Raw genomic sequence first — 22,106 nt, 5'->3', positions numbered from 1 at the left:
CCGTCCTTGGTTCAACTCAGATCATACAACCCTGGCAGCCCGAGGAGGCGTTCCAGTTCCTCCAGTGCGGTGCGCACCTCGACGGCCAGCGCCGGATCGGCCAGGTCGGCCGGCTCCAGTTGGTCGCGATAGTGTTTTTCCACCCAGCCCACCAGCTTGTGGTACAGCTCTTCGGTCATCAATACTCCCTGGTGCATGGCCGCAGCCTCCCCATCGGTGAGGGCCACGCGCAGCCGCAGGCAGGCGGGCCCGCCGCCGTTGCGCATGCTCTGGCGCAGGTCGAAGTGAATCAGCTCGTCCACCGGCCCGCCGCTCCCGACCAGCTCCTCCAGATAGCGGGCCACCGCCGCGTTTTCCTCGCATTCGCGGGGGATCACGAGGGCCATCCTGCCGTCGGGCTTGGACAGCAGCTGGCTGTTGAACAGGTAGCTGTGCACCGCGTCGGCCACCGACACCTGGCTGGTGGCGACGCGGATCGTGCGCAGCTCGGCATCAACGCCGGCCAGCGCCTGGCGCAACTGGAACAGCGCGCCCTGCTCGTCCGCGAATGCCTGCTCGTGGTAGAACAGCACGTCCGCATTGCCGACGGCGATCACGTCGTTGTGGAACACGCCCTGGTCGATCACGTCTGGATTCTGCTGCAGGTATACGGTGTGCGCGGCGGACAGCCCATGCAGCCGCGCCACCGCCTGGGAGGCTTCCAGCGTCTGCCGGGCCGGGTAGCGCTTCGGTGCCGGCGCGGCTGGGTCGAATTCCACGCGGCCGTAGACGAATACTTCGACCGCATCGGCGCCATGCTCGCGGCACAGGCGCGTGTGGTTGGCGGCGCCCTCGTCGCCGAACGCCGGCGTGGCGGGCAGCGCATCGTGCACGGCGAAGTGGCGCTCGTCGTGGAAAATCGCCCGCAGCGCGCGCGCCGACTGCTCATGCTCGTGCGAGCGGTGCAGCTTGTTGTTCAGGTTCGCCGGCGTGAAGTGCACCTTGCCGTCCTGCGTGTCGCGCGACGGGCTGACGGTGGCCGCGTTGGCGGTCCACATCGGCGACGCAGAATACGCACAGGCCAGAATCACGGGCGACTCCTTGTAAGCGCGCGCCAGCACGTCCGCATCGCTGCCCGTGAAGCCCAGGCTGCGCAGCAGGCGAAAGTTCGGGCGGGCCTGCGGCGGCAGCACGCCCTGCGCGAAGCCGCGCGCGGCCAGCGCACGCATTTTCGCCAGGCCCTGCAACGCGGCCTGCTTCGGGTTCGATGCGCTCTTGACGTTGTTGAACGAGGCGACGTTGCCGAACGAGAGGCCGGCGTAGTTGTGCGACGGGCCCACCAGGCCGTCGAAATTGAATTCACGCGTCATTGCTCACCTCAGAACGTCAGGCCCGGCGACAGCTTGGCCGGCAGCGCCAGCTCGCTGTTCTCGATCGAGGCGACCGGATAGGCGCAATAGTCCGCAGCGTAGTAGGCGCTCGGGCGGTGGTTGCCGGACTTGCCGACGCCGCCGAACGGCGCCGTGCTGGCCGCGCCCGTCGTCGGCCGGTTCCAGTTGACGATGCCGGCGCGGGCGCGCAGCTGGAACGTCTTCCACAGGCTCTCGTCGTTCGACAGCAGCCCGGCCGCGAGGCCGAATGCCGTGTTGTTCGCGATGCGCAGCGCCGCGTTGAAATCGTCCGTGCGATACACCTGCAGCAGGGGGCCGAACCACTCTTCATCCGGAATGCCTTGCGCATCGGTCACGTCGACGATACCGGCCGACACAAAGCCGGTGCCCGGCTGCAGCTGCTTCATTTCCAGCAGCAGCTTGCCGCCCTTCGCGACCATGTCGTGCTGCGCCTGCACCAGCTTTTCGGCGACGGCGGCGGACACCACGGGGCCCATGAACGGCTGAGGCTCGGCATGCGATTCGCCCACCTGGATCTTCGCGGCCACGTCGACGAGCCGGCGCACGAACGCATCGCCCCGCTCGCCCTTCTGCACGACGAGCCGGCGCGCGCACGTGCAGCGCTGGCCCGCGGAGATGAACGCGGACTGGATCGCCATGAACACGGCCGCGTCGATGTCCTGCACGTCCCACACGACGAGCGGGTTATTGCCGCCCATTTCGAGGGCCAGCAGCTTGCCCGGCTGGCCGCCGAACTGGCGGTGCAGCGCGGCGCCCGTCTGGCTGGAGCCGGTGAACAGCACGCCATCGATGTCGGGGTTGGCGCCGAGCGCCACGCCGGTATCGCGGCCGCCGTTGACGAGGTTGATCACGCCGGCCGGCACGCCCGCCTGCTGCCACAGCTCGACCGTCTTCATCGCCGTGCGCGGCGCATATTCGCTGGGCTTGAACACGACGGTGTTCCCGGCGATCAGGGCCGGCACGATGTGGCCGTTCGGCAGGTGGCCGGGGAAATTATAGGGGCCGAACACGGCGAACACGCCGTGCGGCCGGTGGCGCAGCACGGCCTCGCCGTCCGCCACCTTGTTGTGCACTTCGCCCGTGCGCGCGTTGTACGACTGCACCGAGATGTCGACCTTGTTCGCCATCGTCGTCACTTCCGTGCGGGCTTCCCACATCGGCTTGCCCACTTCCTCGGCGATCAGTTCGGCCAGCGCCTCGTTATGTTCCTTCAGCAGGTCGCGGAACTTCGTCGCGATCGCGATGCGCTCGGCCAGCGGCCGCTCGGCCCACGCCTCGAAGGCGTTGCGGGCGGCGGCGCACGCGGCCGCCACGTCTTCCGGCGACGCGGCATTGCCGCGCCACGTCTCGGCACCGGTGGCCGGGTTGACGGTGGCGAATCCGGCGCCGTGGCCGGCCTGCCATTGGCCGGCGATCAGGTTAGACAGAGTCGGTTCAGGCATTGTTCTTCCTCACATTCAGTGGCAGCGTGCGCACGGTGTCGCCGGTACGGCAGCGCAGCAGTTGTTGTTCGGCGGACGACAGGTCGATGCTGCCGTTGACGTTGACGGCTTCGCTGACGATCATCCGGAAGTCCTTCAGGGTCGTGTTCGACACGAGCGTCGGCTCCGTCGTCGCGGGCGCGCAGGCATGCACGATGTCCTCGTCCGGCGCGATCACGGCCAGCTCGCTCTGCCGGATCGCCCGCAGTTCGGAGACGCGCGCCTGCAGCACGGGGCCGGCATCGAAGATGTCGACATAGCCTTCGTAATGCATGCCTTCCTGTTCCAGCAGCCGGCGCGCCGGCGCGGTGGACTTGTGCACCTGGCCCACCACGTCCTGCGCCGCCTGCGGCAGGTAGGCGATGTACAGCGGCTGGCGCGGCATCAGCTCGGCGATGAACGACTTCTTGCCCAGCGCCGTCAGGTCGTCGACGTGGTGGAAGTCCATCTTGAAGAAGTGCCGGCCCAGGCCTTCGTAGAACGGCGAGCTGCCGTCCTCGGCCTGGTAACCGCGCATCTCGGCGATGATCTTTTCGGTGAACAGGTGCGGGAACTGGGCGATGAACAGGAAGCGGCTTTTCGACAGCAGCTTGCCGTTGTGCCCCGTGCGGTAGTCCGGGTGCAGGAACAGCGAGCACAGTTCCGACGACCCGGTCAGATCGTTCGACAGGTACAGCGTCTCCATCTTCGTGAAGACGGAGAGTTCGCGGCTCGAATGCACCAGCGTGCCGATCCGGTAGTTGTAGAACGGCTCCGTCAGGCCGACGGCGCCCTTGATCGCGCAGACGCCGGCCAGCCGGCCGGTCGCCGTGTCTTCCATGACGAACATGTAGTCCCGCTCTTCCGGCGGGATCGTTTCGGCGAACGACGCGCACGCGGTGGCAAGGCGGTCGCCGAGCATTTTCATGTCCGGTTTCAGCGTCGTCATGCCCGTGCCGACCTGGCTGGCCAGTTCGAACAGGCCGTTCAGATCGCGTTCGTTGATGGCGCGTACAACAAGCATGGGTGTCTCCTCAGATGCGTACGCAGGTCACGCTGTCGCCCTCGGCGACGCGCAGCAGGTCTTGCAGTTCCGGTGTCAATGCGACGGCTTCGACACCGTCCAGGTCCGGGCAGGCAAGTGTGATCGCGCGAAAACCGGCGCTGCCGTTGTTCGAGATCGCGTAGTTCAGGCGCTGGCCTTCGCGGCTCGTCGACGCGCCGGTACGCACGCGCAGCGTCTGCGAGCTGTTGAACGTGCGCAGCGCGTGCTTGTGCGCCTGCAGGATCGGGCCGCCGTCGAAGATGTCGATGTATTCGTCGGCCTCGAAGCCTTCGGCCGTCAGCAGGTTGAACGCCAGCTCGCCGGAAGGATGGATCTGGCCCATCACGGCTTGCGCATCGCCGGGCAGCAGCGGCACATAGACGGGGTAATGGGGCATCAGCTCGACGATCAGCGTGCGGTTGCGCGCGCCGCCGATCACCCGTTCGGCATCGAGGAAGTCCATCTTGAAGAACTTGCGGCCCAGCGCGTTCCAGAACGGCGATTCGCCCGCTTCGTCCGTCACGCCGGCCAGCGGCACGAAGAAGCGGTCGCCGAAGCGCTGCGGTTGCTGCAATGCGTACAGCAGGCGGGAACGGGACAGCAGCGCCGCCTCCGGGCCGTCCTGCACCGCGGGATCGGCATAGAACGACGACAGCTGCGAATACGCCGTCAGCTCCGAGCACAGGGTCAGCGCGTGCACGCTGTGGCAGATGTTCAGGTCGCGCGAGACCTGCTGGATGACGTCGTTACGGAACGAGAAATAGGTGCCGTTCGAGCCGGCGGAAGCGAAGATCGCCGCCGTGCCGCAGATGCGGCGTTCGGCCGGGTGGCGCTCCGTCAGTGACTCGAGCACGAACAGGTACGACTCCTCGCTGGGAATGTCGACCTGGGCCGCGAACGACGCGAGCGAGCGCTCGACGGCCAGCTCGATCTTGTCGCGGCTGCGCGGCAGCGTGTGCACGCCGGGCATCGTCACCGCGGCCAGCGATTCGAGCGCAGGGATATCCGCGGTTTCCACCGGACGGACGACGTACATAGGCACTCCTGTATGAATAAGAACGCCCGCGCGCACTGCGATGAACGCAGCCGCGCGGGCTGTATGGACGACGCTGTCGTTGGAATGGCGGGCAATGCGCCCGCTTCACAGCCTTACTTGGCCGCCAGCAGCGCGTCCAGGCCCTTGCGCATCAGTTGCAGCGCTTCGTCGATCTGCGCGTCGGTGACGATCAGCGCCGGAGCCAGGCGCACGACGTCCGGTCCGGCGATCAGCACCATCAGGCCTTCCGCCTCGACGGCGCGCTGGATGTCCTTCGAGCGGCCCTTGAACTCCTCGCCGACGACGAGGCCCAGCAACAGGCCGGCGCCGCGCACGGCGGTGAACACCTGCGGATAGTCGCGGATCAGTTCTTCCAGCTGCTCGATCAGGTACAGGCTCGCTTCCTTCACGCGGGCCAGGAACGCCGGCTGGTTGATCGTCTCGAACACGGTCAGCGCGACGGTGGTGGCCAGCGGGTTGCCGCCGTAGGTGGTGCCGTGGGTGCCGACGGACAGGACTTTCGCCAGCTCGTGCGTCGTCAGCATCGCGGCGACGGGGAAGCCGTTGCCCAGCGCCTTGGCCGACGTCAGGATGTCCGGCGTCACGCCATAGCCCATGTAGGCGAACAGCGAACCGGTACGGCCCATGCCGCACTGGACTTCGTCGAAGATCAGCAGCGCGCCGGTCTTGTCGCACAGTGCACGGAGCTCCTGCAGGAATTCAGGATTACCTGGCATCACGCCGCCTTCGCCCTGCACCGGCTCGACGATCACGGCGCAGACGTCGTCGCCGATCGCGGCGCGTGCCGCTTCGATGTCGTTGTACGGGATGTGGTCGATCGACGGCGGCAGCGGCTCGAAGCCTTCGGTGTATTTCGACTGGCCGCCGACGGACACGGTAAACAGCGTGCGGCCGTGGAACGAGTTGAAGCACGAGATGATGCGCGACTTGTGCGGGCCGAACTTCGCGTGCGCATGCTTGCGCGCCAGCTTCAGCGCGGCCTCGTTGGCTTCCGCGCCGGAGTTGCAGAAGAACGCGCGGTCGGCGAACGTCGCTTCCGTCATCGCCAGGCCGAGGCGCAGCACGGGTTCGTTCGTGTAGCCGTTCCCCAGGTGCCACAGCGTGTTGGCCTGGCGGGTCAGCGCCTCGACGACGATCGGGTTGCAATGGCCGAGCGCCGCGACGGCGATGCCGGAGGTGAAGTCCAGGTAACGCTTGCCGGCCTGGTCCCACAGTTCCAGACCCGCTGCTCGCACCGGTACCATCGCGGCCGGCGCATAGGTCGGCACGAGCACTTCGTCATACGTCTGCCGGGTGACAGGGCGAGTGGTAACAGTCGAATCAAGCTTGGCGTTCATTGGCATTCCCCATCAGAGTTAAGAGGTACAGCCGCGGCAAGTCCACGGTGAGTACCCATTGTAAAAGCGGGGATGCTAAAACTCTTTTGAAAGTGCGACAAGAATTTTTATATATCGGTGCAGGGTCGGACCCGCTGGGTCTGACCCAAGAAGTTGCATTTTGGGTTGGTCGCGTCAAGACTTAACCCCAATATACAAAGTCTAGGGTCAGGCCCGGCGCGCAGCGCCGGGCCTGACCCTATGCCCCCGCCAGCTTGCGCTGCCGCTCCTCCCGCGGCGTATTGCCGAACAGCGCGCCGAATGCGGTGGAGAAATGGGAGCCGGACGAGAAACCGCACATCAGCCCTACCTGCACGATCGAATGGTTGGTTTCCAGCAGCAGCTGGCGCGCCCGCTGCAGGCGCAGTTCGAGGTAGTAGCGCGACGGCAGGCTGCCCAGGTATTGCTTGAACAGGCGCTCCAGCTGGCGCCGCGACAGGCCGACCAGCTGAGCGATGTCGTCGGTGGACAGCGGCTCCTCGATGTTCGCCTCCATCAGCGTGACCGCTTCCGACAGCTTCGGCTGCAGCGCGCCGAAGCGGGCCTGCAAGGCCACGCGCTGGCGTTCCTCGGCGCCGCGCACGCGGTCGATGCACAGCGCTTCCTTGACGACGGCGCTGGTGCCGCCGCCCAGCAGGTGCTCGATCAGCGTCAGCGCGAAGTCGATGCTGGCCGCGCCGCCGCAGCAGCTGAGCACCCGGCCGTCCAGCTCGAACAGGTGCGGCGTCAGGATGGCCCGCTCGGCGATTTCCTCGGTATCGGCATACAGGGCCCACGGCAGCGCGATGCGCACGCCGGCCGCCAGGCCCTGCTCGGCAAGCCACAGCACGGCCGCGCCGACGCCGCCCCAGTATTGGGCCCCGCGGCAGCGCTCCAGCGCCGCGTGCAGCAGGTCGGCCTGAGGCGCGGGCTGCTGCTCATCGGCGACCAGCAGCGCCACGTGCCAGCCGTCGCCCGGCTCGCGCGCCGCCGCCTCGAGCGTGCGCACGTCGAGCGTGAAGCCGGGGTGGGCGCGCTGCGCGCGGCGCAGCGGCTGGACAAGACCGGACCAGGTCAGGCTTTCGGCATCGCCCGCGTTCACCAGCAGCATGCGCAGCGCGGGTTCGCGGGCCAGCCGCGCGAGGTTAGCGAAGGACATCGATGCGGGACATGCGGTACGGACCCTGGTAAAAGTGCCCGGCAGGCAGTGCCGCCGGGCCGGTATGGCCGACTATGATAGCGGAACTGCACGCCCCTGCGTGCGGCGCCGTCGTAGCCGCCTCTGCGCCGCTATAATCTGGCCCATGGGCGAACGCTATCTGAAAAGTATCCGGCTGCTGGCGGAATGCATGCAGGGCTTCGAACGCCTGTCCGGCCGGCATGTCCGCGAACAGGGCCTGACCCACGCGCAGTTCGACATCATCGCCACGCTGGGCAATACGCCCGGCATGTCGTACAAGGAGCTGGGCGAGCGCACCCTGATCACGAAGGGCACGCTGACCGGCGTGATCGAACGGCTGGAGCAGAAGGGCCTCGTCGCGCGCGAACGCAGCCCCGTCGATGCGCGCAGCTGGTTCATCCGCCTGACGCCCCAGGGCGAGCAACTGTTTGCCGACGTGTTCCCGCGCGTGACGGCGCGCGGCGGCGAAGTGTTCGCGCAGTTCACCGAGTCCGATTACGAGCAACTGGAACAGGCATTGGCGCACCTGAAAAGCGTGATCGCCGCCTCCCCCTAAACAACTACCCCACGAAAGACACGATGCTGAAAACTACCCTGATCGACGGCGTGAAGCCGGCCAAGTACGACAAAGACATTGCCGGCAACCTGCTGCTGGAGAATACCGACGCCGACGAGGTGCGCGCGCAGAAGTTCGTGATCGGCGTGCGCAACGAGGACGGCGCGATCTACCGCCTGATCGGCGCGACGAAGCACAACAGCTTCACCAACGCCGTCGAGGAACTGGAAGACCTGGAACTGGTCGACGAACTGTCCGACATGGAAGGCACCACGCACGAAGGCTGCGACGCGATCTTCCGCCAGAGCTGACCCCGCGAGCGGCTTCCCCGCAACGTTCGTTAGAAAAAATGCTCAAAACAATTCCATACGGAAATATTCTGGGTATAATTTTTTGATGGACAGACTCGAAGCCTTCAAGACGATCGCGGCCCAGGCGAGCCGCGGCGAGCTCGCATTCCCCGCCAACGTGGAGGCTTCCATCAAGCTCCAGCAGGCGCTCGTCGATCCCGACTGCCACGTGGACCTGGCCGCGCGCCTGATCCAGGCCGACCCGCTGCTGGCGGCGCGCACCGTGGCGATCGCCAATTCCGTTGCCTACAACCGCTCCGGCACGCAGATTTCCAGCGTGCGCTCGGCCGTGCAGCGCCTGGGCGTGCGCACCTTGCAGACGCTCGTCGCGGCCGTGATCGTGCGCCAGCTGGGCAGCAAATTGACGGACCCCGGCCTGCGCGCAAAGGTGGCGCAGCTGTGGGAACACACGGCCCACACGGCCGCGCTGGCACAGGTGATCGCACGCCGCGTCACGCACGTCGATCCCGATACGGCGATGTTCGCCGGCGTCGTGCACGAGGTGGGTGCGTTCTACATGCTGTCGCGCGCCGGCGACTTCCCCGGTCTGATGGAAGGCGAGCCGGAAGACTGGATCGAGCACGGCGAAGCGATCATCAGCGCGCGCGTGTTCGAGGAACTGATGGTGCCGGAGCACGTCGTCGATGCCGTTGCCGCGATGTGGACCGGCATGCGCGCGCTGCCGCCGGAGACCCTGGGCGACACGCTGCTGCTGGCCGACGACCTGGCGGCGGTGCGCTCGCCGATGCACACGCGCCCGGGCGCGACGACGCCGCAGGCGGCCCGCACGATCGATTTCGCCGTCGGCGACGGCACGCTGCAAGCGATCCTCGACGAATCGAAGAACGAAGTGCAGTCGCTGTACGCGGTACTGATGCTGTAACGAACCCGTCATTTCGGCGATAATCGGTTCTTTTGCATCGCCGACAACATGAAGAACCTCGTTTGCGCCATCGCGCTGGCCTGCGCCTGTGTGGGCGGCGCGCTGGCCCAGGGCGGCACGATCGCCCTGCAGGGCGCCCCGTATGTACTGGAGGGCACCGAGGTGCGCAGCGTGCGCGCCAAGGAGCTGCAGCGCGACTACCAGATCTATGTGGCGCTGCCGCCGTCGTATGCGAAGTCCGGCCGCAGCTACCCCGTCGTCTTCGTCACCGATGCGCCGTATGCGTTCCCGGTGGCCCGCGCGATCGCCCAGCGCACCAGCCGCAAGGGCCGCGCGATCGGCGAATTCATCCTCGTCGGCATCTCGTATGCGAACGGCGAGACGGCCGAATACAGCCGCCGCCGCGACTACACGCCCGGCCCCACCGACGATGCGACGCTGGTTTCCGACATGCCCGGCCGCGAACCGAAGTTCGGCGAGGCCGCCGCGTTCGCGCGCTTCATCACCAACGACGTGTTCCCGCTGGTGGCCAGGCAGTACCGCGCCGACATGAACCGCAAGACCTACATCGGCCACGCCTACGGCTCGCTGCTCGGCCTGGAAATGCTGCTGACGGACCCGCCGGCGTTCGAACACTATGTGCTGGGCAGCCCGTCGCTGTGGTTCGGCCGGCGCATGATGTTCGAGCGCGAGAAGGCTTACGCGGCCACGCACAAGGACCTGCGCGCCAATGTGTTCTTCGCCGTCGGCGAACTGGAGTCGCCCCGCCACGGCGCCCGCCAGGGCCGGCCTGACGACGGGGTGCGCGACGGTGTGCGCGACGGTGTACGCGACATGCGCGCATTCGCCGCCGCGCTGAAGTCGCGCAACTACCCGAACCTGAAGGTGGCGACGGCCGTGATCCAGGATGAGGACCACCTGACAGTCGCCCCGGCCGTCATCACCCGCGGGCTGCGCTGGGCGGTGCCCGGCAGCGAATAACACACTAAACGCCCAGCAGCCGGATCAGCGCCAGGCTGATCGCCGCCAGCCCGGCCAGCGACACGATCACCGCGGCGCTGACCCGCGCTCCCGCACGCAGCACGGCGCGGGCATCCACACCGAGGCCCAGCGCCGCCATCGACATCGCCGTCAGCCAGCCCGCCGTCCCGTGCGCCGCTGCGATGACGTGTGCCGGCAGCAGCCCGGCCGAGCGGGCCGCCATCAGCGCCAGGAAGCCGACGATAAACCACGGCACCATGTGCGCCAGCGGCACTCGTCTCCCGCCCCGGCCCGCCAGCGACAGCAGCAGCACGACAGGCCCCAGCATCAGCACGCGCAACAGCTTGACGACGGTGCCCGCCTGCAGGCTCGTGGCCGATACGGGACCTGCCGCGGCCAGCACCTGCGGCACCGCATACACGGTCATGCCGGCAAAGACGCCGTATTGCAGCGGCGTCTGCCCCAGCAGCCGGCCCAGCGGCGGCAGCAGCAGCACGACCGCGACGCCCAGCACGGCGGTGAACGCGATCGACGCGGCCACCTCGCCCCCTTCCGCATCGATCACCGGCGCCACCGCCGCGATGGCCGAATTGCCGCAGATCGAATTGCCGCACGCGATCAGCAGCGCCAGCCGGTGCGGCAGCCGCAGCGCGCGACAGACGGCGTAGCTGAACGCGATCGCCACCAGCACGCTGCCGGCGATCCCGGCGGCCAGCGCCGGCCGGGCCAGCGCATGCGCATCGACGGTGGCGCCCAGCAGCAGCACGGCCACCTCCAGCAAGGTCTTGGCGCCCAAGTGGATGCCCGGTGCCGTGGCGGCCGGCAGCGGCCGCGCCGTGCGCAGCAGGCTGCCCAGCAGGATCGCCAGCACGAGCGGCTCCAGCCACGCCCTGCCCAGCAGCAGTGCTTCGGCGTGGCCCAGCGCGGTGGCGGCCAGCGTGACGGCGGCGCACAGCGCCAGGCCGGGCAGGTATTGTTTGATGTCGTTCATGGTCGAACCCTCCTTTTGACCGGCAGTATCGGCTCGACGGATCATCCAGTCCATCTTACAATTTCGCACGTTTCGTTCGATGGAAGTGAACAGTCATGACACTGGAACAATTGCGCGTCTTCGTGGCCGTGGCCGAGCGGGGCCACCTGACACAGGCCGCCGATGCGCTGGCGTTGACGCCGTCGGCCGTCAGCGCGTCGATCCGCGCGCTGGAGGAACGCTACGACACGCCGCTGTTCGACCGCGTGGGCCGGCGCATCGAGTTGAACGGCGCGGGCCGCCTGTTCCTCGACGAGGCCAGGGCGACCCTGGCGCGCGCCGGCGCGGCCGAGCGGGCGCTGGCCGAACTGGCAGGCTTGCAGCGGGGCGCGCTCGCGCTGCAGGCCAGCCAGACGATCGCCAGCTACTGGCTGCCGCCGCTGCTGGTGCGCTTTCGCCAGGCCTATCCGCACGTGGCCGTGCGGCTGGAGGTGGGCAACACGGTCTCGGTGGCGGACGCCGTGCGGGCCGGCGCCGCCGACATGGGCTTCATCGAGGGCGAGGTGGCGGACGATGCGCTGGAGGCCGTGCCGGTCGGCGCGGACAGCATGGCCGTCGTCGTCGCGCCCGGCCACCCGTGGGCACGCAAGCGGGCAATGAAGGCGGCCGACCTGGCGAGCGGCGAATGGGTCGTGCGCGAACCCGGCTCCGGCACACGCTCGGCATTCGAAGCGATGCTGGCGCAACTGGGTGTGGCTCCCGCCGGCTTGACGGTGGCGCTGACGTTGCCGTCCAACGAGGCGGTGCGCGCCGCCGTGATGACAGGGCGCTATGCGGCCGGGCTGTCCGAACTGGTGGCGGCGCCGTATGTCGCCGCCGGCCTGCTGGCGCGGGCCAGGCTGCAATTGCCGCCACGGCCGTTCTACCTGCTGCGGCACCGGGAACGGCACCGCAGCAAGGCGGCGCTCGCGCTGGCGCAGTTGGTCGGGCCGGCAGCATGACAGGATTGTCATCCTGCCCGGCCGGCGGAACGGGCACAATGGCGGCAGGAACGACGGATGGAAGGCGGAGGGCACGATGCGCATATTGATCGTCGAAGACGAACCGAAGACGGGCAGCTACCTGCACAAGGGCCTGCAGGAATCCGGCTTCACGGCCGACCTGGCCCGCACGGGGCCGGATGGCCTGCACCTGGCGCTGGAAGGCGACTACGACCTTGTCGTGCTGGACGTGATGCTGCCCGGGATGGACGGCTGGAGCGTGCTGCGCCGGCTGCGCGAGCGCAACGACGTGCCGGTGCTGTTCCTGACGGCCCGCGACGACGTGGCCGACCGGGTGCGCGGCCTGGAACTGGGCGCGGACGACTATCTGGTCAAGCCGTTCGCGTTCGCCGAACTGGTGGCGCGCATCCGCACGCTGTTGCGGCGCGGCCCCGTGCGCGAAGCGGACATGATCCGCATCGCCGACCTGGAGATCGACGTGCTGCGCCACAAGGTCACGCGCGCCGGCCGCCGCATCGACCTGACGCCGAAGGAATTCGCGCTGCTGCACCTGCTGGCGCGGCGCCCCGGCGAAGTGCTGTCACGCTCGCTGATCGCCTCGCAGGTGTGGGACATGAACTTCGATTCGGATACCAACGTCGTCGACGTGGCGATCCGCCGGCTGCGCGCGAAGGTCGACGATCCATGGCCCGAAAAGCTCGTGCACACGGTGCGCGGCATCGGCTACGTGATGGAACTGAAGGCGTGAAGCTGCCCCGCCTGTCGATCACCGCGCGCCTCGCGCTGCTGTTCTGCGCGATCGCGGCGGGCGTGTTCGTCGCCGTCGGCGCCTACCTGTACCAGACCTTGCAACGGCAGATGGCCGCGCGCGACGATGCCGCGCTGCTCGGCAAGGTCGTGCTGATCCGCCAGGTGCTGCAAACGCGCCCGATGCCGCTGGCGATGCCGGAAGAATTGCAGATGGTGCTCGACAATGTGTTCGGCCAGGATGGCATGCTGCTGCGCCTGACCACGCAGGACGGCCGCACCGTTGCGCAGACCACGGACGAGCCGCTGCCGGTGGGCCAATTGCCGGCCGTGCCGCTGGCGCGTGCGCCGCACGCGGGCGACGTGCGCGACTGGAGCTCGCCGGCCGGTCCGGCCCGCGCCATCGCGGCCGAGGGCAGCGCGGGCGCCGGCAATGCGCCGGTACTGATCACCATCGCGCGCGACCGGTCGGACCGGCTCGCGATCCTGAAGCGCTATGCGGCCGATCTGCTGGGTGCCTTCGTGCTGGGTGCCCTGCTTGCCGCCGGCCTGGCATTCGTCACGGTGCGCCATGCGCTGCGGCCGTTGCGCGACGTGGCGCGCAATGCCGATGCGATCCACGCCAATCGGCTGAACACGCGGCTCGAAGCGCGCGCCGTGCCGGCCGAGCTGCGCCCGCTCGCCGTGGCATTCAACGCGATGCTCGACCGCCTCGAAGAAGGCGTGCAGCGGCTCTCCGGCTTCGCGGCGGATCTGGCGCACGACCTGCGCACGCCCGTCAATGCGCTGATGATGGAAACGCAGGTGGCGCTGGCGCGCCCGCGCACGGCGGAGGAGTACCAGGCGCTGCTGGCATCGAACCTGGAGGAATACGAACGGCTGGGCCGGATGATCGAGAACACGCTGTTCCTCGCGCGCGCCGACAATGCCCAACTGGCGCTGCGCCGCGAGGTGCTGGACGCACAGGCCGAGCTGGCCCGCATCCGCGATTATTTCGACGTGCTGGCCGACGATGCGGGCGTGGCGCTGCGCCTCGATGCGGCGGGAAGCGTGTACGCGGACGCCGTGCTGCTGCGCCGCGCCGTCGGCAACCTGCTGTCGAACGCAGTGCAGCATACACCGCCCGGCGGCCACATCGTGCTGGCGGCACGCGATGGTGCGATCGCCGTGACCAACACGGGCGAGCCCGTGCCGGCCGCGCTGGCGGAGCGCATCTTCGAACGCTATGTGCGGGCCGACCCGGCCCGCGGCGACGGCGCGGGGTCGGCCGGCCTGGGCCTGGCCATCGTGCGCGCGATCATGCAGCTGCATGGCGGCAGCGCCACCTTGGCCACCACGGCGGACGGCAACACGTTCACGCTGCGTTTCCCGCCAGTGCCTGCAGGCGCAGGCGGCGATAACGGTTGAACAGCCGGTCCGGGCCTTCGCCATCGGCCTCTTCCCACATGGCCGGCAGCGGCAGGCCATCGTGGCCGTCATGCCCCGCAGCCGCGGCGTCGTTGGCCGCTGGGGGCCGGCCGAGAAGGATGTCGTACAGGTCCTGCATCAGGAACTCCCTCGTTGTCGGCGGCGCGGACAAAAAAAATGCCCGCTCGAGAGCGGGCCAAGTCCAAAACTAGGGATGTCCTGAAAGAGACAGTTCCATAGTACAAGGTGGACCCAGCCCGCTCTGTGCGCCAGTTCACACAAAACGAAAATTCACCACACCGCGTGAGTCTGGCGCCATGCCGGCAGCTGCTGCACCCGCTCGAACCAGGCCAGCACGTTGCGGTAAGCCGCCATCGGCACCTTGGCGCGTTCGATGTACATCAGCGGCGCGGCCACGGCGAAATCAGCCAGCGTCAACGCGTCGCCGCACAACCAGGTGCGCGTGGCCAGGTGGGCATCGAGCACCCGGGCCGCCGCTTCCAGTTCCTCGTTGCCGCGCGCCAGCTCGGCCGGGTCGGCATCCATGCCGGTGACGACCTTCTTCCACACGTTCTCCCACGTGAAGAGGCTGATCGCCGGCGCGAAATGCTGGGCTGCCCAGAACAGCCAGCGGTTCACGTCGGCACGCGCCCGCACGTCCCGCGGGTAGATGGTCTGGCCGGGGGTCTGGTCGGCCAGGTACTGCATGATGGCGCATGATTCCCACAGCACGAAGCCGTCATCCTCCAGCACCGGGATCTTCGAGTTCGGGTTGAGCTCGACCAGGCGGCGCCGGTCCCCGGCACTGGTCAGGTCGATCTCGACGATCTCGGGTTGCAGGCCCAGGTGCGCGGCGGTCAGCAGCACACGGCGGGCGTTCGAGGAAATCGGGTGGAGGTAGAGGCGCATCGTCTTGTCCAGTCGGTTGTTGTTATCGATGCGCCTATCGTAGGCAACGGGACTGACAGATCCTGTCAGGAGTCTTCGCGGATGCCGTGCTCGGCGCGCCAGGCGCGGATCAGCACATGGCGCGGCGTGGGATAGCGCTCGGCAATCGGCTCGGCCGCGCGGATGCGGTCGATGCGGAAGTGACGCTGTGCCGCGCGCAGCTCGCACCATGCGGCCAGCAGCCGGCAGCCGTCGAGGAAGGCCAGCGCGAACGGCCACACGGTGCGCTCGGTCGGCGTGCCGCGCTCGTCGCTGTAGTGGATGCGCAGCTTGTGCTGGCGGCGGATCGCCTCGCGCGCGGGCGCGACGAACTCGTCGAACTCCGGTTGCGGCGGCGCGATCGGCACCCACAGGCTTGTCTCGGCCATTTCGTCGCGCAGGTCCTTCGGCGTGGCCGTGGCGATCTTCGCCAGCGCGCTCGATGCCGCATCCGCCAGGCCCGCATCGCCCTGGCGGCGCACCCAGCGCGCGCCGAGCACGAGGGCTTCCAGCTCGTCCGCATCGAACATCAGCGGCGGCAGGAAGAAGCCCGTCTTCAGCATGTAGCCGACACCGGCCGAGCCGTGCACGGGCGCGCCCAGTTCGGCCAGCGACTGGATGTCGCGGTAGATCGTGCGCTCCGATACGCCCAGCCGTTCCGCCAGCGCGGCGGCCGTGACGGGATGGCGGTTGCCCCGCAATGCATCCATCAGCTGGAACAGCCGTCCGGTACGGCTCATCGTGTCTCCCTGCCCGCGTGTGAAACGCGCAGCTTAGCATGGGCGATGGGGCCTTTACCATGCCCCGGCGGCTTGCAATCGTCGAGTGTCCAGGCCGCGTTACGGGCCCGCGTCGCGGTAGCCCGGCCAGGTGATTTCAAGCTCGTAGCCGATCGAACGCGCCAGGCCGTCCAGGTCGGGGAACAAGGTCGCGTGCGTGATGTTCATCCGGTACAGCGACAGCATCGCTTCCGTGCGGATCGCCGGCGGCAGCACGAACTTGCGGATCAGCGGCGTGCCCCGTTCGTACTGGCGGATGATCTCGTCGAGCGGCTTGTCCAGCACGCCCGGCACGACGAAGGTGCCGGATTGGGCGACGAGCCGGCGGTCCATCGCCTCCGGTTCGCCGACCCAGATGATCTCCTTGCCGTTGCCGGCGAAATGCCGCTCGAAGTTGCCCTGCACGCGCGGGTCGATCGCCTCGCGCTTCAGCGTGGCATCGCCGCGCGGCGCGGCGCTCCACAACGTCGGCGTGTCGAGCGCGAACACGGCGGCGCTGCGGGTGGCCTTGTACAGCGCGAAGAACGCGGCGACGAACGGCGACTTGGTGAAGTCCAGCATGCGCGTGGGCGCGCCGTGGTGCTGCATCAGCGCGAGGCAGCGCACGTCGTCGGCCAGCACGGCGGGATCGGGCAGGTAGTTGTGCGCCTTGCGGCGGAAGATGCGCAGCGCCCGTTCCTCGCGCTGGCGCCACAGGGTTTTGTCGGAAACGTAGCTGTGCAGGTAGCGCGACAGGGAGCTGTAGAGCTGCCAGTCGGCGTCCGGCAGGCCGCGAAATGCCCAGCCGTCGCACTCCGAGGTGCGGGTGACGAACTCGTTCCAGCTGCTGATGTGAAGGATGTCCATCGGTGCCTGTTCTGTGAGCGCCGCCGATCTTCGCATGTGGCATCGAGACCGTCAAACGATGCTTTGTGCACCGCAGCGATTGACAGCCCCGGCGATGTATGGATAAATCCAAACCCAACAACGATAAAACGTGCGCGACGCGCCTCCTCTCCGACATGAGCAAATCCCCTTCCACCCGCAGCCGCGCCAGCGGCCGTGTCACGCTGAGCGACGTGGCGGCCCGCGCCGGCGTCGCGCCGATGACGGCATCGCGCGCGATCAATCAGCCGGACCTCGTGTCGGCCCTGCTGCGGCAACGCGTCGAGCAGGCCGTGGAGGAACTGGGCTACGTGCCGAACCGCGCCGCGCGCGCGCTCGCGTCGAGCCATTCGAACGTGATCGTCGTGCTGGTGCCGTCGCTGTCGAACACGGTGTTCACGGCCGTGCTGCAAGGGATCCAGGATGCGCTCGACCACGACAACTACCAGCTCCTGATTGGCAACACGCGCTACTCGGATGCGGAAGAGGAAAAGCTGCTGAACGTGTACATGCAGTCGAACCCGGACGGCATCCTGCTCTCCGGCCTGACGCACAGCGCGCGGGTGCAGCAGATGCTGCAGACGTCGCGCGTGCCGGTCGTGTCGATGATGGACCTGTCGTCCGACCCGGACCTGCTGTGCGTGGGCTTCTCGCAGGTCGAGGCGGGCCAGGCGATGACGCGCTACCTGATCGGCAAGGGCAAGCGCCGCATCGGCTTCATCGGCGCCCAGCTGGACGAGCGCACGCTACGCCGCGCCGAAGGCTACCGCAAGGCGATGGCGGAAGCGGGCCTGGCCGACCCGCGGCTGGAACTGATGGTGCCGGACCCGTCGACGATCGCGCTGGGCGCGGAACTGGTGGGCCGCATGCTGGCCCAGGTGCCGGACTGCGACGCGATCTTCTGCTGCAACGACGACCTGGCGCACGGCGCGATCTACCAATGCCAGCGGCGCGGCATCGCGGTGCCCGAGCAACTGGCGATCTGCGGCTTCAACGACCTGCCCGCCTCGGCGTGGATGAAGCCCGCGCTGACAACGATCGCCACGCCACGCTACCGCATCGGCTTCGAAGCGGCCACAATGCTGCGCGCCGCGATCCGCGGCGAATTCCCCCGCGAAGCGCACCTGGACCTGGGGTTCACGCTGATGGCGCGCGAGAGCGCATAGGGTCAGCCCCGCTCGCGGGTCTGACCCAAGATTCTGCCTTTTGGGGTGCATGAACGCATACCCCAGAACCCAAAAGGCAACTGCTAGGGTCAGACCCGGCGGGGTAGAGCAGGGGGTTCGGAGAGCACGCTCTCCGCCTGCGGAACGGTCATGGCTTGCAAGCCATGACTCCTTCCTGACCCTGCGGGATCGTCACTTCCAGCTTATATGCCCGCCCCGCTTCGATGCCGGTGACCCGCGCTTCGGGCAGGGGCGTGCCGTCGCAACGCACCTGCACGGCGCTGACGTCGCCGCGCTGGATCGTCACGTCGAACGTCGCGCCACGGAACGCGCGGGTAGCGCGCATCCCTGGCCACGACTGCGGCAACTGCGGCGCGATGCGCAGGCCTTCCGCGTCGCCCACCAGGCCGCACAGGCCTTCGATCAGCGAGCGGTAGATCCACGATACCGTGCCCGTGTTGAACAGGTGGCTGGAACGGCCCGCCGTGCGCGGGTATTCGCGCCATGCGCCGCGGTAGTAGTTCGGGATGAACACGGGCAGCTGGCCGCGGCGCAGGTAGTCTTCCTCGTCCGGGCCCGGGATCATCTTGCGCATCAGGTCCCACGCCCGGTCGGTGTCGTTCACCGTGTACAGGCTGTAGATGTAGAACGCGGCGGCGTGGTTGTACACCGCGCCGTTCTCGGCCGAGCCGGGGTGCTTCTGCGTGACGCGGCCCACGTCCTCGCGCATCTTCGCAAACGGCGGCGCGAACATCTGCACGCCGTATGGCGTATGCAGTTGCGCCTCGACCTCGGCGATCATCGCCGCGCGCTGCTCCGCGCTCGCCGCGCCGGACAGCATCGCCCACGCCTGCGGGTTCAGCCAGATGCGCCCTGCCTCGTCGTCCTTGACGCCGAACACGACGCCGTCGTCCGTGATGCCGCGCGCGAACCAGCGGCCATCCCACAGGTGCAGGTTGGCCGCGTCGTTCATCGCCTGCGCGCCGGTACGGAACGCAGTGGCCGCTTCATCGTTGCCGCGCTCCGCGCACATGTCCGCCCACAGGTTCAGCGCATACGCGGCGGCCACCGTCAGCCAGCCCGATACGCCCTTGCCCTTGTAGCCCACCATGTTCATCGGGTCGCACCAGTCGCCCTGGGCGATGTACGACAGGCCCCGCTCGTCGCGCTCCTTCAGCAGCCACTCCATCGCGCGGCCGATGCGCTGCGCGACCGTCAGGCCATGGCCCACCCCATCGAACACCAGTTCGTCCAGCAGCGCCCAGTCGGCCGTCTCGTCCAGGTAAGCCTTCAGGCACACGGGCAGCCACACGCAATGGTCCGTGTGCGGCACCTGGTTGATGTACTTCAGTTCCGCGCCCTCGACGAGCAGGATCCCGTCCGGCATCGCGCCGCTCGGCTCCTGCTGCGACAGCGCGTGCAGGAACGCGTGGCGCGCCGTCGCCGGTTCGACGAAGGTCATGCCCATATTGTCCTGCAGGTAGTTGCGCGTCTGCGGGTCCGTCGTCAGGCGGTTCACGCCGCCGTGGTAGTACACCTGGCGCGGCAGCCAGTGGTTGACGAAGTTATCGAACTCCGCATCCGGCGTCTCGATCGTCACGCAGCCGTGGCCGGCCGCGACGAACGCCGCGTACTCGGCCGCCGTCGCGGTAAATTGCGCCGCGCCCAGGTAACGCTCGCGCAGCGCGACGATCTCGGCGTCGTCGAACGCGGGGCCGAACAGGAAGCGGTATTCCTCGCTGGCCGACGCCCCCAGCGCGACGCGGTACTGCACGGCCGCCACCGGGGTCTCGTAGCGCGCGTCGCCGCCCGCCAGGGATTCGCCTTCCAGCGCGGACGGCGCGTGCAGGCCGCCCTCGCCTTCGAACACTTCCTGCGCCGCTTCCCATGCATCGGGCGCGCGCTCGCACAGGAAGAACGTCTTGTCCTTGAAGTCCTTCTGCTTGAAGTAGTCCGCCACCTTCTGGTATGGCGTGACGGACGACGCGACGATGCCGCGCAGGTCGGCGCGGTATTCGGCCGACTGGTTCATCCAGCTCATGTAGCCGATCGTGAAGTACGGGTAAATCGACAGCTTGCGCGGCCGGCTGCCCAGGTTCGTCACCTTCAGCGTCCACAGCTCGGCCACGTCGTCGACGGGCAAGGTCAGCGCCATCTCGATGCGGATGCCCAGCTTCTCGACGGTCCACGCCAGGTCGCTCTTCCCGGCCGAGAACACGAAGCGGTCCGGCGTGGCGCGCACCGGTTCGTGCGGCGCGGAGAACAGCTCCCCCGTCTCCTCGTCCTTCACGTAGAAGAAGCGGCCCGGGTGGTGCGCGTAATAGCCCTGCTCCGGCTGCATGAAGGTCTTTGCTTCCAGGTTCGGCGCATGCGCGTACTTGGCCGGTTCCGGCTGCATGAACTGCGCCACCGCGTAGCCGCGGCACGTCATCTGGATCATCATCTTCCGGTTCCACAGGAAGCCGGCGGCGCGCGGCATCGCCGTGGGCGACAGCAGCTCGTAGCGCTGGCCGTCAGCGGCTGGCCGCAGGAGTTGATTCGGGTGTTGCATTGCTTTCTCCGGTGTTACGGGTGTCGAGGCTCTTGCGCGCGGCAAGGTCGGCCTGGATGGTTTGCAGCATCGGCGCATCGAGCTTGTAGCAGCACATGACGACCACGGCGAGCAGCGCGAACGCGGCGGGGATCAGCGACATCAGCCACACGATCGCCGCCGTCGAGCCGGGGCTTTGCGCGGCGTTCGGCACGTAGCCGAGCGCCGTCAGCAGCGCGCCGATGACGGCCACCGCAAGCGCGGTGCCGAGCTTTTGCGAGAAGGTGGCGGCGGCAAACGTCATCGCCGTGGCGCGCCGGCCCGTGCGCCATTCGTTGTAGTCCGCCGTATCCGCATACATCGAGAACGCCAGTGGCGACTTCGGCCCGAGCGCCAGGCCCAGGCCCGCCTGCAGCACGAACATCAGCCATACCTGCCCCGGCGGAATCACGAAGAACGCGGCGGACAGCACGGCCGTCACGCTCATCAGCACGATCATCAGCTTCTTCTTGTCGATGAAGCGCGTCATCAGCGGCGACGCGGCCGCGCCCACCGCGGCGGCGAACATGTAGACGGACACGAACGCGCCCATCGTCTCCGGGCGGCCCACGTAGTACTTGAAGTAGTAGGCGGCGGTGGTGGTGCGCAGCGTGATCGTGACCATGATGATCAGCGCGAGGAAGAACAGCACCACCCACGGGCCGTTGCGCGACAGGTCGCGCACGTCCTGCAGCACATTGCTTTGCTGCTGGGCCGTGGGAACGATGCGTTCGCGCGTGTTGAGGAACGCCAGCACGAACATCACGCACGCGGCCAGCGCCCACGCCAGCATCGTCAGCTGCCAGCCCAGCTTGTCGTTGCCGGCGCCCAGCCATTTGACGAGGTGCGGCGTGGCGGCCGTCACCAGCATGCTGCCGCCGAATGCGCAGATGAAGCGCAGGCCGTTGATCGTCGAACGCTCCTGGGGGTCCGACGACATCACACCGGACAGCGCGTTGTACGGGATGTTGATCGCCGTGTAGCAGACCATCATCAGCAGGTAGGTGCCGTACGCCCACCAGATGCGGCCATCGGCATCGAGGTCGGGCGTCGTGTACGTGAGCACGGCGGCGGCGCCCAGCGGCACGGCCATCCACACGAGGTAGGGCCGGAACTTGCCGAAGCGGGTCGACGTGCGGTCGGCCAGAGCGCCGATCAGCGGATCGGTGAACGCGTTGATCAGCTTGATCGCGAACATCATCGACGCGGCCGCGGCGGCCGAGATGCCGAACGTATCGGTATAGAAGATCAGCAGGAACGTGGCGATATTGGTCCAATAAAAATTGAAGCCCATATCGGCGATGCCGTAGCTGATCTTCTCGCGCCAGGGTAAGCGGTTCATCGGCAAAGGGGATTAACGGATGGCGGCAAAAAAACTGCGCGGGTGAACCACAACGGTCCACCCGCACAGAAAAAAA

Annotated in this window: 21 protein-coding genes; 8 read left to right on the top strand and 13 right to left on the bottom strand. The window is 67.9% G+C overall.

The window, feature by feature from the left end; genetic code table 11:
• Nucleotides 1-11: 11 nt before the first annotated feature.
• The 6 genes from astB to IP92_RS27800 all read right to left on the bottom strand — a co-directional run bounded on the left by astB (nucleotide 12) and on the right by IP92_RS27800 (nucleotide 7,467).
• A complete protein-coding gene (gene astB / locus IP92_RS27825; protein ID WP_145881549.1) occupies nucleotides 12-1,349 on the bottom strand; it encodes an N-succinylarginine dihydrolase in 1,338 nt (445 codons plus the stop codon).
• A gap of 8 nt (nucleotides 1,350-1,357) precedes the next feature.
• Nucleotides 1,358-2,833, bottom strand: coding sequence for a succinylglutamate-semialdehyde dehydrogenase (gene astD, locus IP92_RS27820; RefSeq protein ID WP_145881546.1), 1,476 nt, complete (start codon nucleotides 2,831-2,833; stop codon nucleotides 1,358-1,360).
• Nucleotides 2,826-3,875 carry an arginine N-succinyltransferase gene (astA, locus tag IP92_RS27815; RefSeq protein WP_145881544.1) on the bottom strand — a complete coding sequence of 350 codons (1,050 nt, stop codon included), beginning with the start codon at nucleotides 3,873-3,875 and terminating at the stop codon, nucleotides 2,826-2,828. The genes astD and astA overlap by 8 nt, the downstream gene beginning before the upstream one ends.
• Nucleotides 3,876-3,885: 10 nt before the next feature.
• Nucleotides 3,886-4,932 (bottom strand): arginine N-succinyltransferase, encoded by a 1,047-nt coding sequence (locus tag IP92_RS27810; protein ID WP_145881542.1) that lies wholly within the window; start codon nucleotides 4,930-4,932, stop codon nucleotides 3,886-3,888.
• Between the two features lie 113 nt (nucleotides 4,933-5,045).
• Nucleotides 5,046-6,290 (bottom strand): acetylornithine/succinylornithine family transaminase, encoded by a 1,245-nt coding sequence (gene astC, locus IP92_RS27805; RefSeq protein WP_145881539.1) that lies wholly within the window; start codon nucleotides 6,288-6,290, stop codon nucleotides 5,046-5,048.
• Nucleotides 6,291-6,528: 238 nt separating this feature from the next.
• The gene (locus IP92_RS27800) at nucleotides 6,529-7,467 is read right to left on the bottom strand and encodes a GlxA family transcriptional regulator (RefSeq protein ID WP_145881538.1); all 939 of its coding nucleotides are present in this window, start codon (nucleotides 7,465-7,467) and stop codon (nucleotides 6,529-6,531) included.
• A 145-nt stretch (nucleotides 7,468-7,612) separates the two neighbouring features.
• Between IP92_RS27800 and IP92_RS27795 the strand changes: the two genes are divergently transcribed.
• From IP92_RS27795 to IP92_RS27780, 4 genes are all read left to right on the top strand, one after another.
• On the top strand, nucleotides 7,613-8,044 hold the full coding sequence (locus tag IP92_RS27795) for a MarR family winged helix-turn-helix transcriptional regulator (RefSeq protein ID WP_145881536.1): 432 nt from the start codon (nucleotides 7,613-7,615) through the stop codon (nucleotides 8,042-8,044).
• A 23-nt stretch (nucleotides 8,045-8,067) separates the two neighbouring features.
• The gene (locus IP92_RS27790) at nucleotides 8,068-8,355 is read left to right on the top strand and encodes a hypothetical protein (protein WP_307724878.1); all 288 of its coding nucleotides are present in this window, start codon (nucleotides 8,068-8,070) and stop codon (nucleotides 8,353-8,355) included.
• A gap of 85 nt (nucleotides 8,356-8,440) precedes the next feature.
• Nucleotides 8,441-9,277 carry an HDOD domain-containing protein gene (locus tag IP92_RS27785; RefSeq protein WP_145881534.1) on the top strand — a complete coding sequence of 279 codons (837 nt, stop codon included), beginning with the start codon at nucleotides 8,441-8,443 and terminating at the stop codon, nucleotides 9,275-9,277.
• A 48-nt stretch (nucleotides 9,278-9,325) separates the two neighbouring features.
• A complete protein-coding gene (locus IP92_RS27780) occupies nucleotides 9,326-10,258 on the top strand; it encodes an alpha/beta hydrolase (protein WP_145881532.1) in 933 nt (310 codons plus the stop codon).
• 4 nt (nucleotides 10,259-10,262) lie between these two features.
• On the opposite strand, the gene IP92_RS27775 is transcribed toward IP92_RS27780, so the two are convergent.
• Complete coding sequence (locus IP92_RS27775; RefSeq protein WP_199271946.1) at nucleotides 10,263-11,249, bottom strand: YeiH family protein; 987 nt, start codon at nucleotides 11,247-11,249, stop codon at nucleotides 10,263-10,265.
• Nucleotides 11,250-11,344: 95 nt separating this feature from the next.
• On the opposite strand from IP92_RS27775, the gene IP92_RS27770 reads away from it, so the two are divergent.
• From IP92_RS27770 to IP92_RS27760, 3 genes are all read left to right on the top strand, one after another.
• On the top strand, nucleotides 11,345-12,229 hold the full coding sequence (locus IP92_RS27770) for a LysR family transcriptional regulator (protein ID WP_145881528.1): 885 nt from the start codon (nucleotides 11,345-11,347) through the stop codon (nucleotides 12,227-12,229).
• Nucleotides 12,230-12,305: 76 nt separating this feature from the next.
• On the top strand, nucleotides 12,306-12,977 hold the full coding sequence (locus IP92_RS27765; RefSeq protein WP_145881526.1) for a heavy metal response regulator transcription factor: 672 nt from the start codon (nucleotides 12,306-12,308) through the stop codon (nucleotides 12,975-12,977).
• The gene (locus IP92_RS27760) at nucleotides 12,974-14,383 is read left to right on the top strand and encodes a heavy metal sensor histidine kinase (RefSeq protein WP_158206748.1); all 1,410 of its coding nucleotides are present in this window, start codon (nucleotides 12,974-12,976) and stop codon (nucleotides 14,381-14,383) included. The genes IP92_RS27765 and IP92_RS27760 overlap by 4 nt, the downstream gene beginning before the upstream one ends.
• On the opposite strand, the gene IP92_RS27755 is transcribed toward IP92_RS27760, so the two are convergent.
• The 4 genes from IP92_RS27755 to IP92_RS27740 form a co-directional block, all read right to left on the bottom strand.
• Nucleotides 14,331-14,522 carry a hypothetical protein gene (locus tag IP92_RS27755; protein WP_145881522.1) on the bottom strand — a complete coding sequence of 64 codons (192 nt, stop codon included), beginning with the start codon at nucleotides 14,520-14,522 and terminating at the stop codon, nucleotides 14,331-14,333. The genes IP92_RS27760 and IP92_RS27755 overlap by 53 nt on opposite strands.
• Nucleotides 14,523-14,674: 152 nt before the next feature.
• Entirely contained in the window at nucleotides 14,675-15,292 is a 618-nt protein-coding gene (locus IP92_RS27750) for a glutathione S-transferase family protein (protein ID WP_145881519.1), read from the bottom strand.
• 65 nt (nucleotides 15,293-15,357) lie between these two features.
• A complete protein-coding gene (locus IP92_RS27745; RefSeq protein ID WP_145881517.1) occupies nucleotides 15,358-16,050 on the bottom strand; it encodes a helix-turn-helix transcriptional regulator in 693 nt (230 codons plus the stop codon).
• Between the two features lie 99 nt (nucleotides 16,051-16,149).
• Nucleotides 16,150-16,935 (bottom strand): FRG domain-containing protein, encoded by a 786-nt coding sequence (locus IP92_RS27740; protein ID WP_145881514.1) that lies wholly within the window; start codon nucleotides 16,933-16,935, stop codon nucleotides 16,150-16,152.
• A gap of 155 nt (nucleotides 16,936-17,090) precedes the next feature.
• On the opposite strand from IP92_RS27740, the gene gntR reads away from it, so the two are divergent.
• A complete protein-coding gene (gene gntR, locus IP92_RS27735) occupies nucleotides 17,091-18,119 on the top strand; it encodes an HTH-type transcriptional regulator GntR (protein ID WP_145881512.1) in 1,029 nt (342 codons plus the stop codon).
• A gap of 148 nt (nucleotides 18,120-18,267) precedes the next feature.
• Here gntR and IP92_RS27730 read toward each other — a convergent pair whose 3' ends face one another.
• On the bottom strand, nucleotides 18,268-20,670 hold the full coding sequence (locus IP92_RS27730) for a GH36-type glycosyl hydrolase domain-containing protein (RefSeq protein ID WP_145881510.1): 2,403 nt from the start codon (nucleotides 20,668-20,670) through the stop codon (nucleotides 18,268-18,270).
• Nucleotides 20,633-22,030: an MFS transporter gene (locus tag IP92_RS27725; protein ID WP_145881508.1), complete on the bottom strand. Its 1,398-nt coding sequence runs from the start codon at nucleotides 22,028-22,030 to the stop codon at nucleotides 20,633-20,635. The genes IP92_RS27730 and IP92_RS27725 overlap by 38 nt, the downstream gene beginning before the upstream one ends.
• Nucleotides 22,031-22,106 lie beyond the last annotated feature (76 nt).

This window comes from Pseudoduganella flava, assembly GCF_007830495.1.
GTDB classification, from domain to species: domain Bacteria; phylum Pseudomonadota; class Gammaproteobacteria; order Burkholderiales; family Burkholderiaceae_D; genus Rugamonas; species Rugamonas flava.
This window is presented reverse-complemented; position numbering and strand designations above follow the sequence as displayed.

Coding starts and splice junctions, on each gene's coding strand:
- astB (WP_145881549.1), bottom strand. CDS start 1,349: ATGACGCGTGAATTCAATTTCGACGGCCTGGTGGGCCCGTCGCACAAC.
- astD (WP_145881546.1), bottom strand. CDS start 2,833: ATGCCTGAACCGACTCTGTCTAACCTGATCGCCGGCCAATGGCAGGCC.
- astA (WP_145881544.1), bottom strand. CDS start 3,875: ATGCTTGTTGTACGCGCCATCAACGAACGCGATCTGAACGGCCTGTTC.
- IP92_RS27810 (WP_145881542.1), bottom strand. CDS start 4,932: ATGTACGTCGTCCGTCCGGTGGAAACCGCGGATATCCCTGCGCTCGAA.
- astC (WP_145881539.1), bottom strand. CDS start 6,290: ATGAACGCCAAGCTTGATTCGACTGTTACCACTCGCCCTGTCACCCGG.
- IP92_RS27800 (WP_145881538.1), bottom strand. CDS start 7,467: ATGTCCTTCGCTAACCTCGCGCGGCTGGCCCGCGAACCCGCGCTGCGC.
- IP92_RS27795 (WP_145881536.1), top strand. CDS start 7,613: ATGGGCGAACGCTATCTGAAAAGTATCCGGCTGCTGGCGGAATGCATG.
- IP92_RS27790 (WP_307724878.1), top strand. CDS start 8,068: ATGCTGAAAACTACCCTGATCGACGGCGTGAAGCCGGCCAAGTACGAC.
- IP92_RS27785 (WP_145881534.1), top strand. CDS start 8,441: ATGGACAGACTCGAAGCCTTCAAGACGATCGCGGCCCAGGCGAGCCGC.
- IP92_RS27780 (WP_145881532.1), top strand. CDS start 9,326: ATGAAGAACCTCGTTTGCGCCATCGCGCTGGCCTGCGCCTGTGTGGGC.
- IP92_RS27775 (WP_199271946.1), bottom strand. CDS start 11,249: ATGAACGACATCAAACAATACCTGCCCGGCCTGGCGCTGTGCGCCGCC.
- IP92_RS27770 (WP_145881528.1), top strand. CDS start 11,345: ATGACACTGGAACAATTGCGCGTCTTCGTGGCCGTGGCCGAGCGGGGC.
- IP92_RS27765 (WP_145881526.1), top strand. CDS start 12,306: ATGCGCATATTGATCGTCGAAGACGAACCGAAGACGGGCAGCTACCTG.
- IP92_RS27755 (WP_145881522.1), bottom strand. CDS start 14,522: ATGCAGGACCTGTACGACATCCTTCTCGGCCGGCCCCCAGCGGCCAAC.
- IP92_RS27750 (WP_145881519.1), bottom strand. CDS start 15,292: ATGCGCCTCTACCTCCACCCGATTTCCTCGAACGCCCGCCGTGTGCTG.
- IP92_RS27745 (WP_145881517.1), bottom strand. CDS start 16,050: ATGAGCCGTACCGGACGGCTGTTCCAGCTGATGGATGCATTGCGGGGC.
- IP92_RS27740 (WP_145881514.1), bottom strand. CDS start 16,935: ATGGACATCCTTCACATCAGCAGCTGGAACGAGTTCGTCACCCGCACC.
- gntR (WP_145881512.1), top strand. CDS start 17,091: ATGAGCAAATCCCCTTCCACCCGCAGCCGCGCCAGCGGCCGTGTCACG.
- IP92_RS27730 (WP_145881510.1), bottom strand. CDS start 20,670: ATGCAACACCCGAATCAACTCCTGCGGCCAGCCGCTGACGGCCAGCGC.
- IP92_RS27725 (WP_145881508.1), bottom strand. CDS start 22,030: ATGAACCGCTTACCCTGGCGCGAGAAGATCAGCTACGGCATCGCCGAT.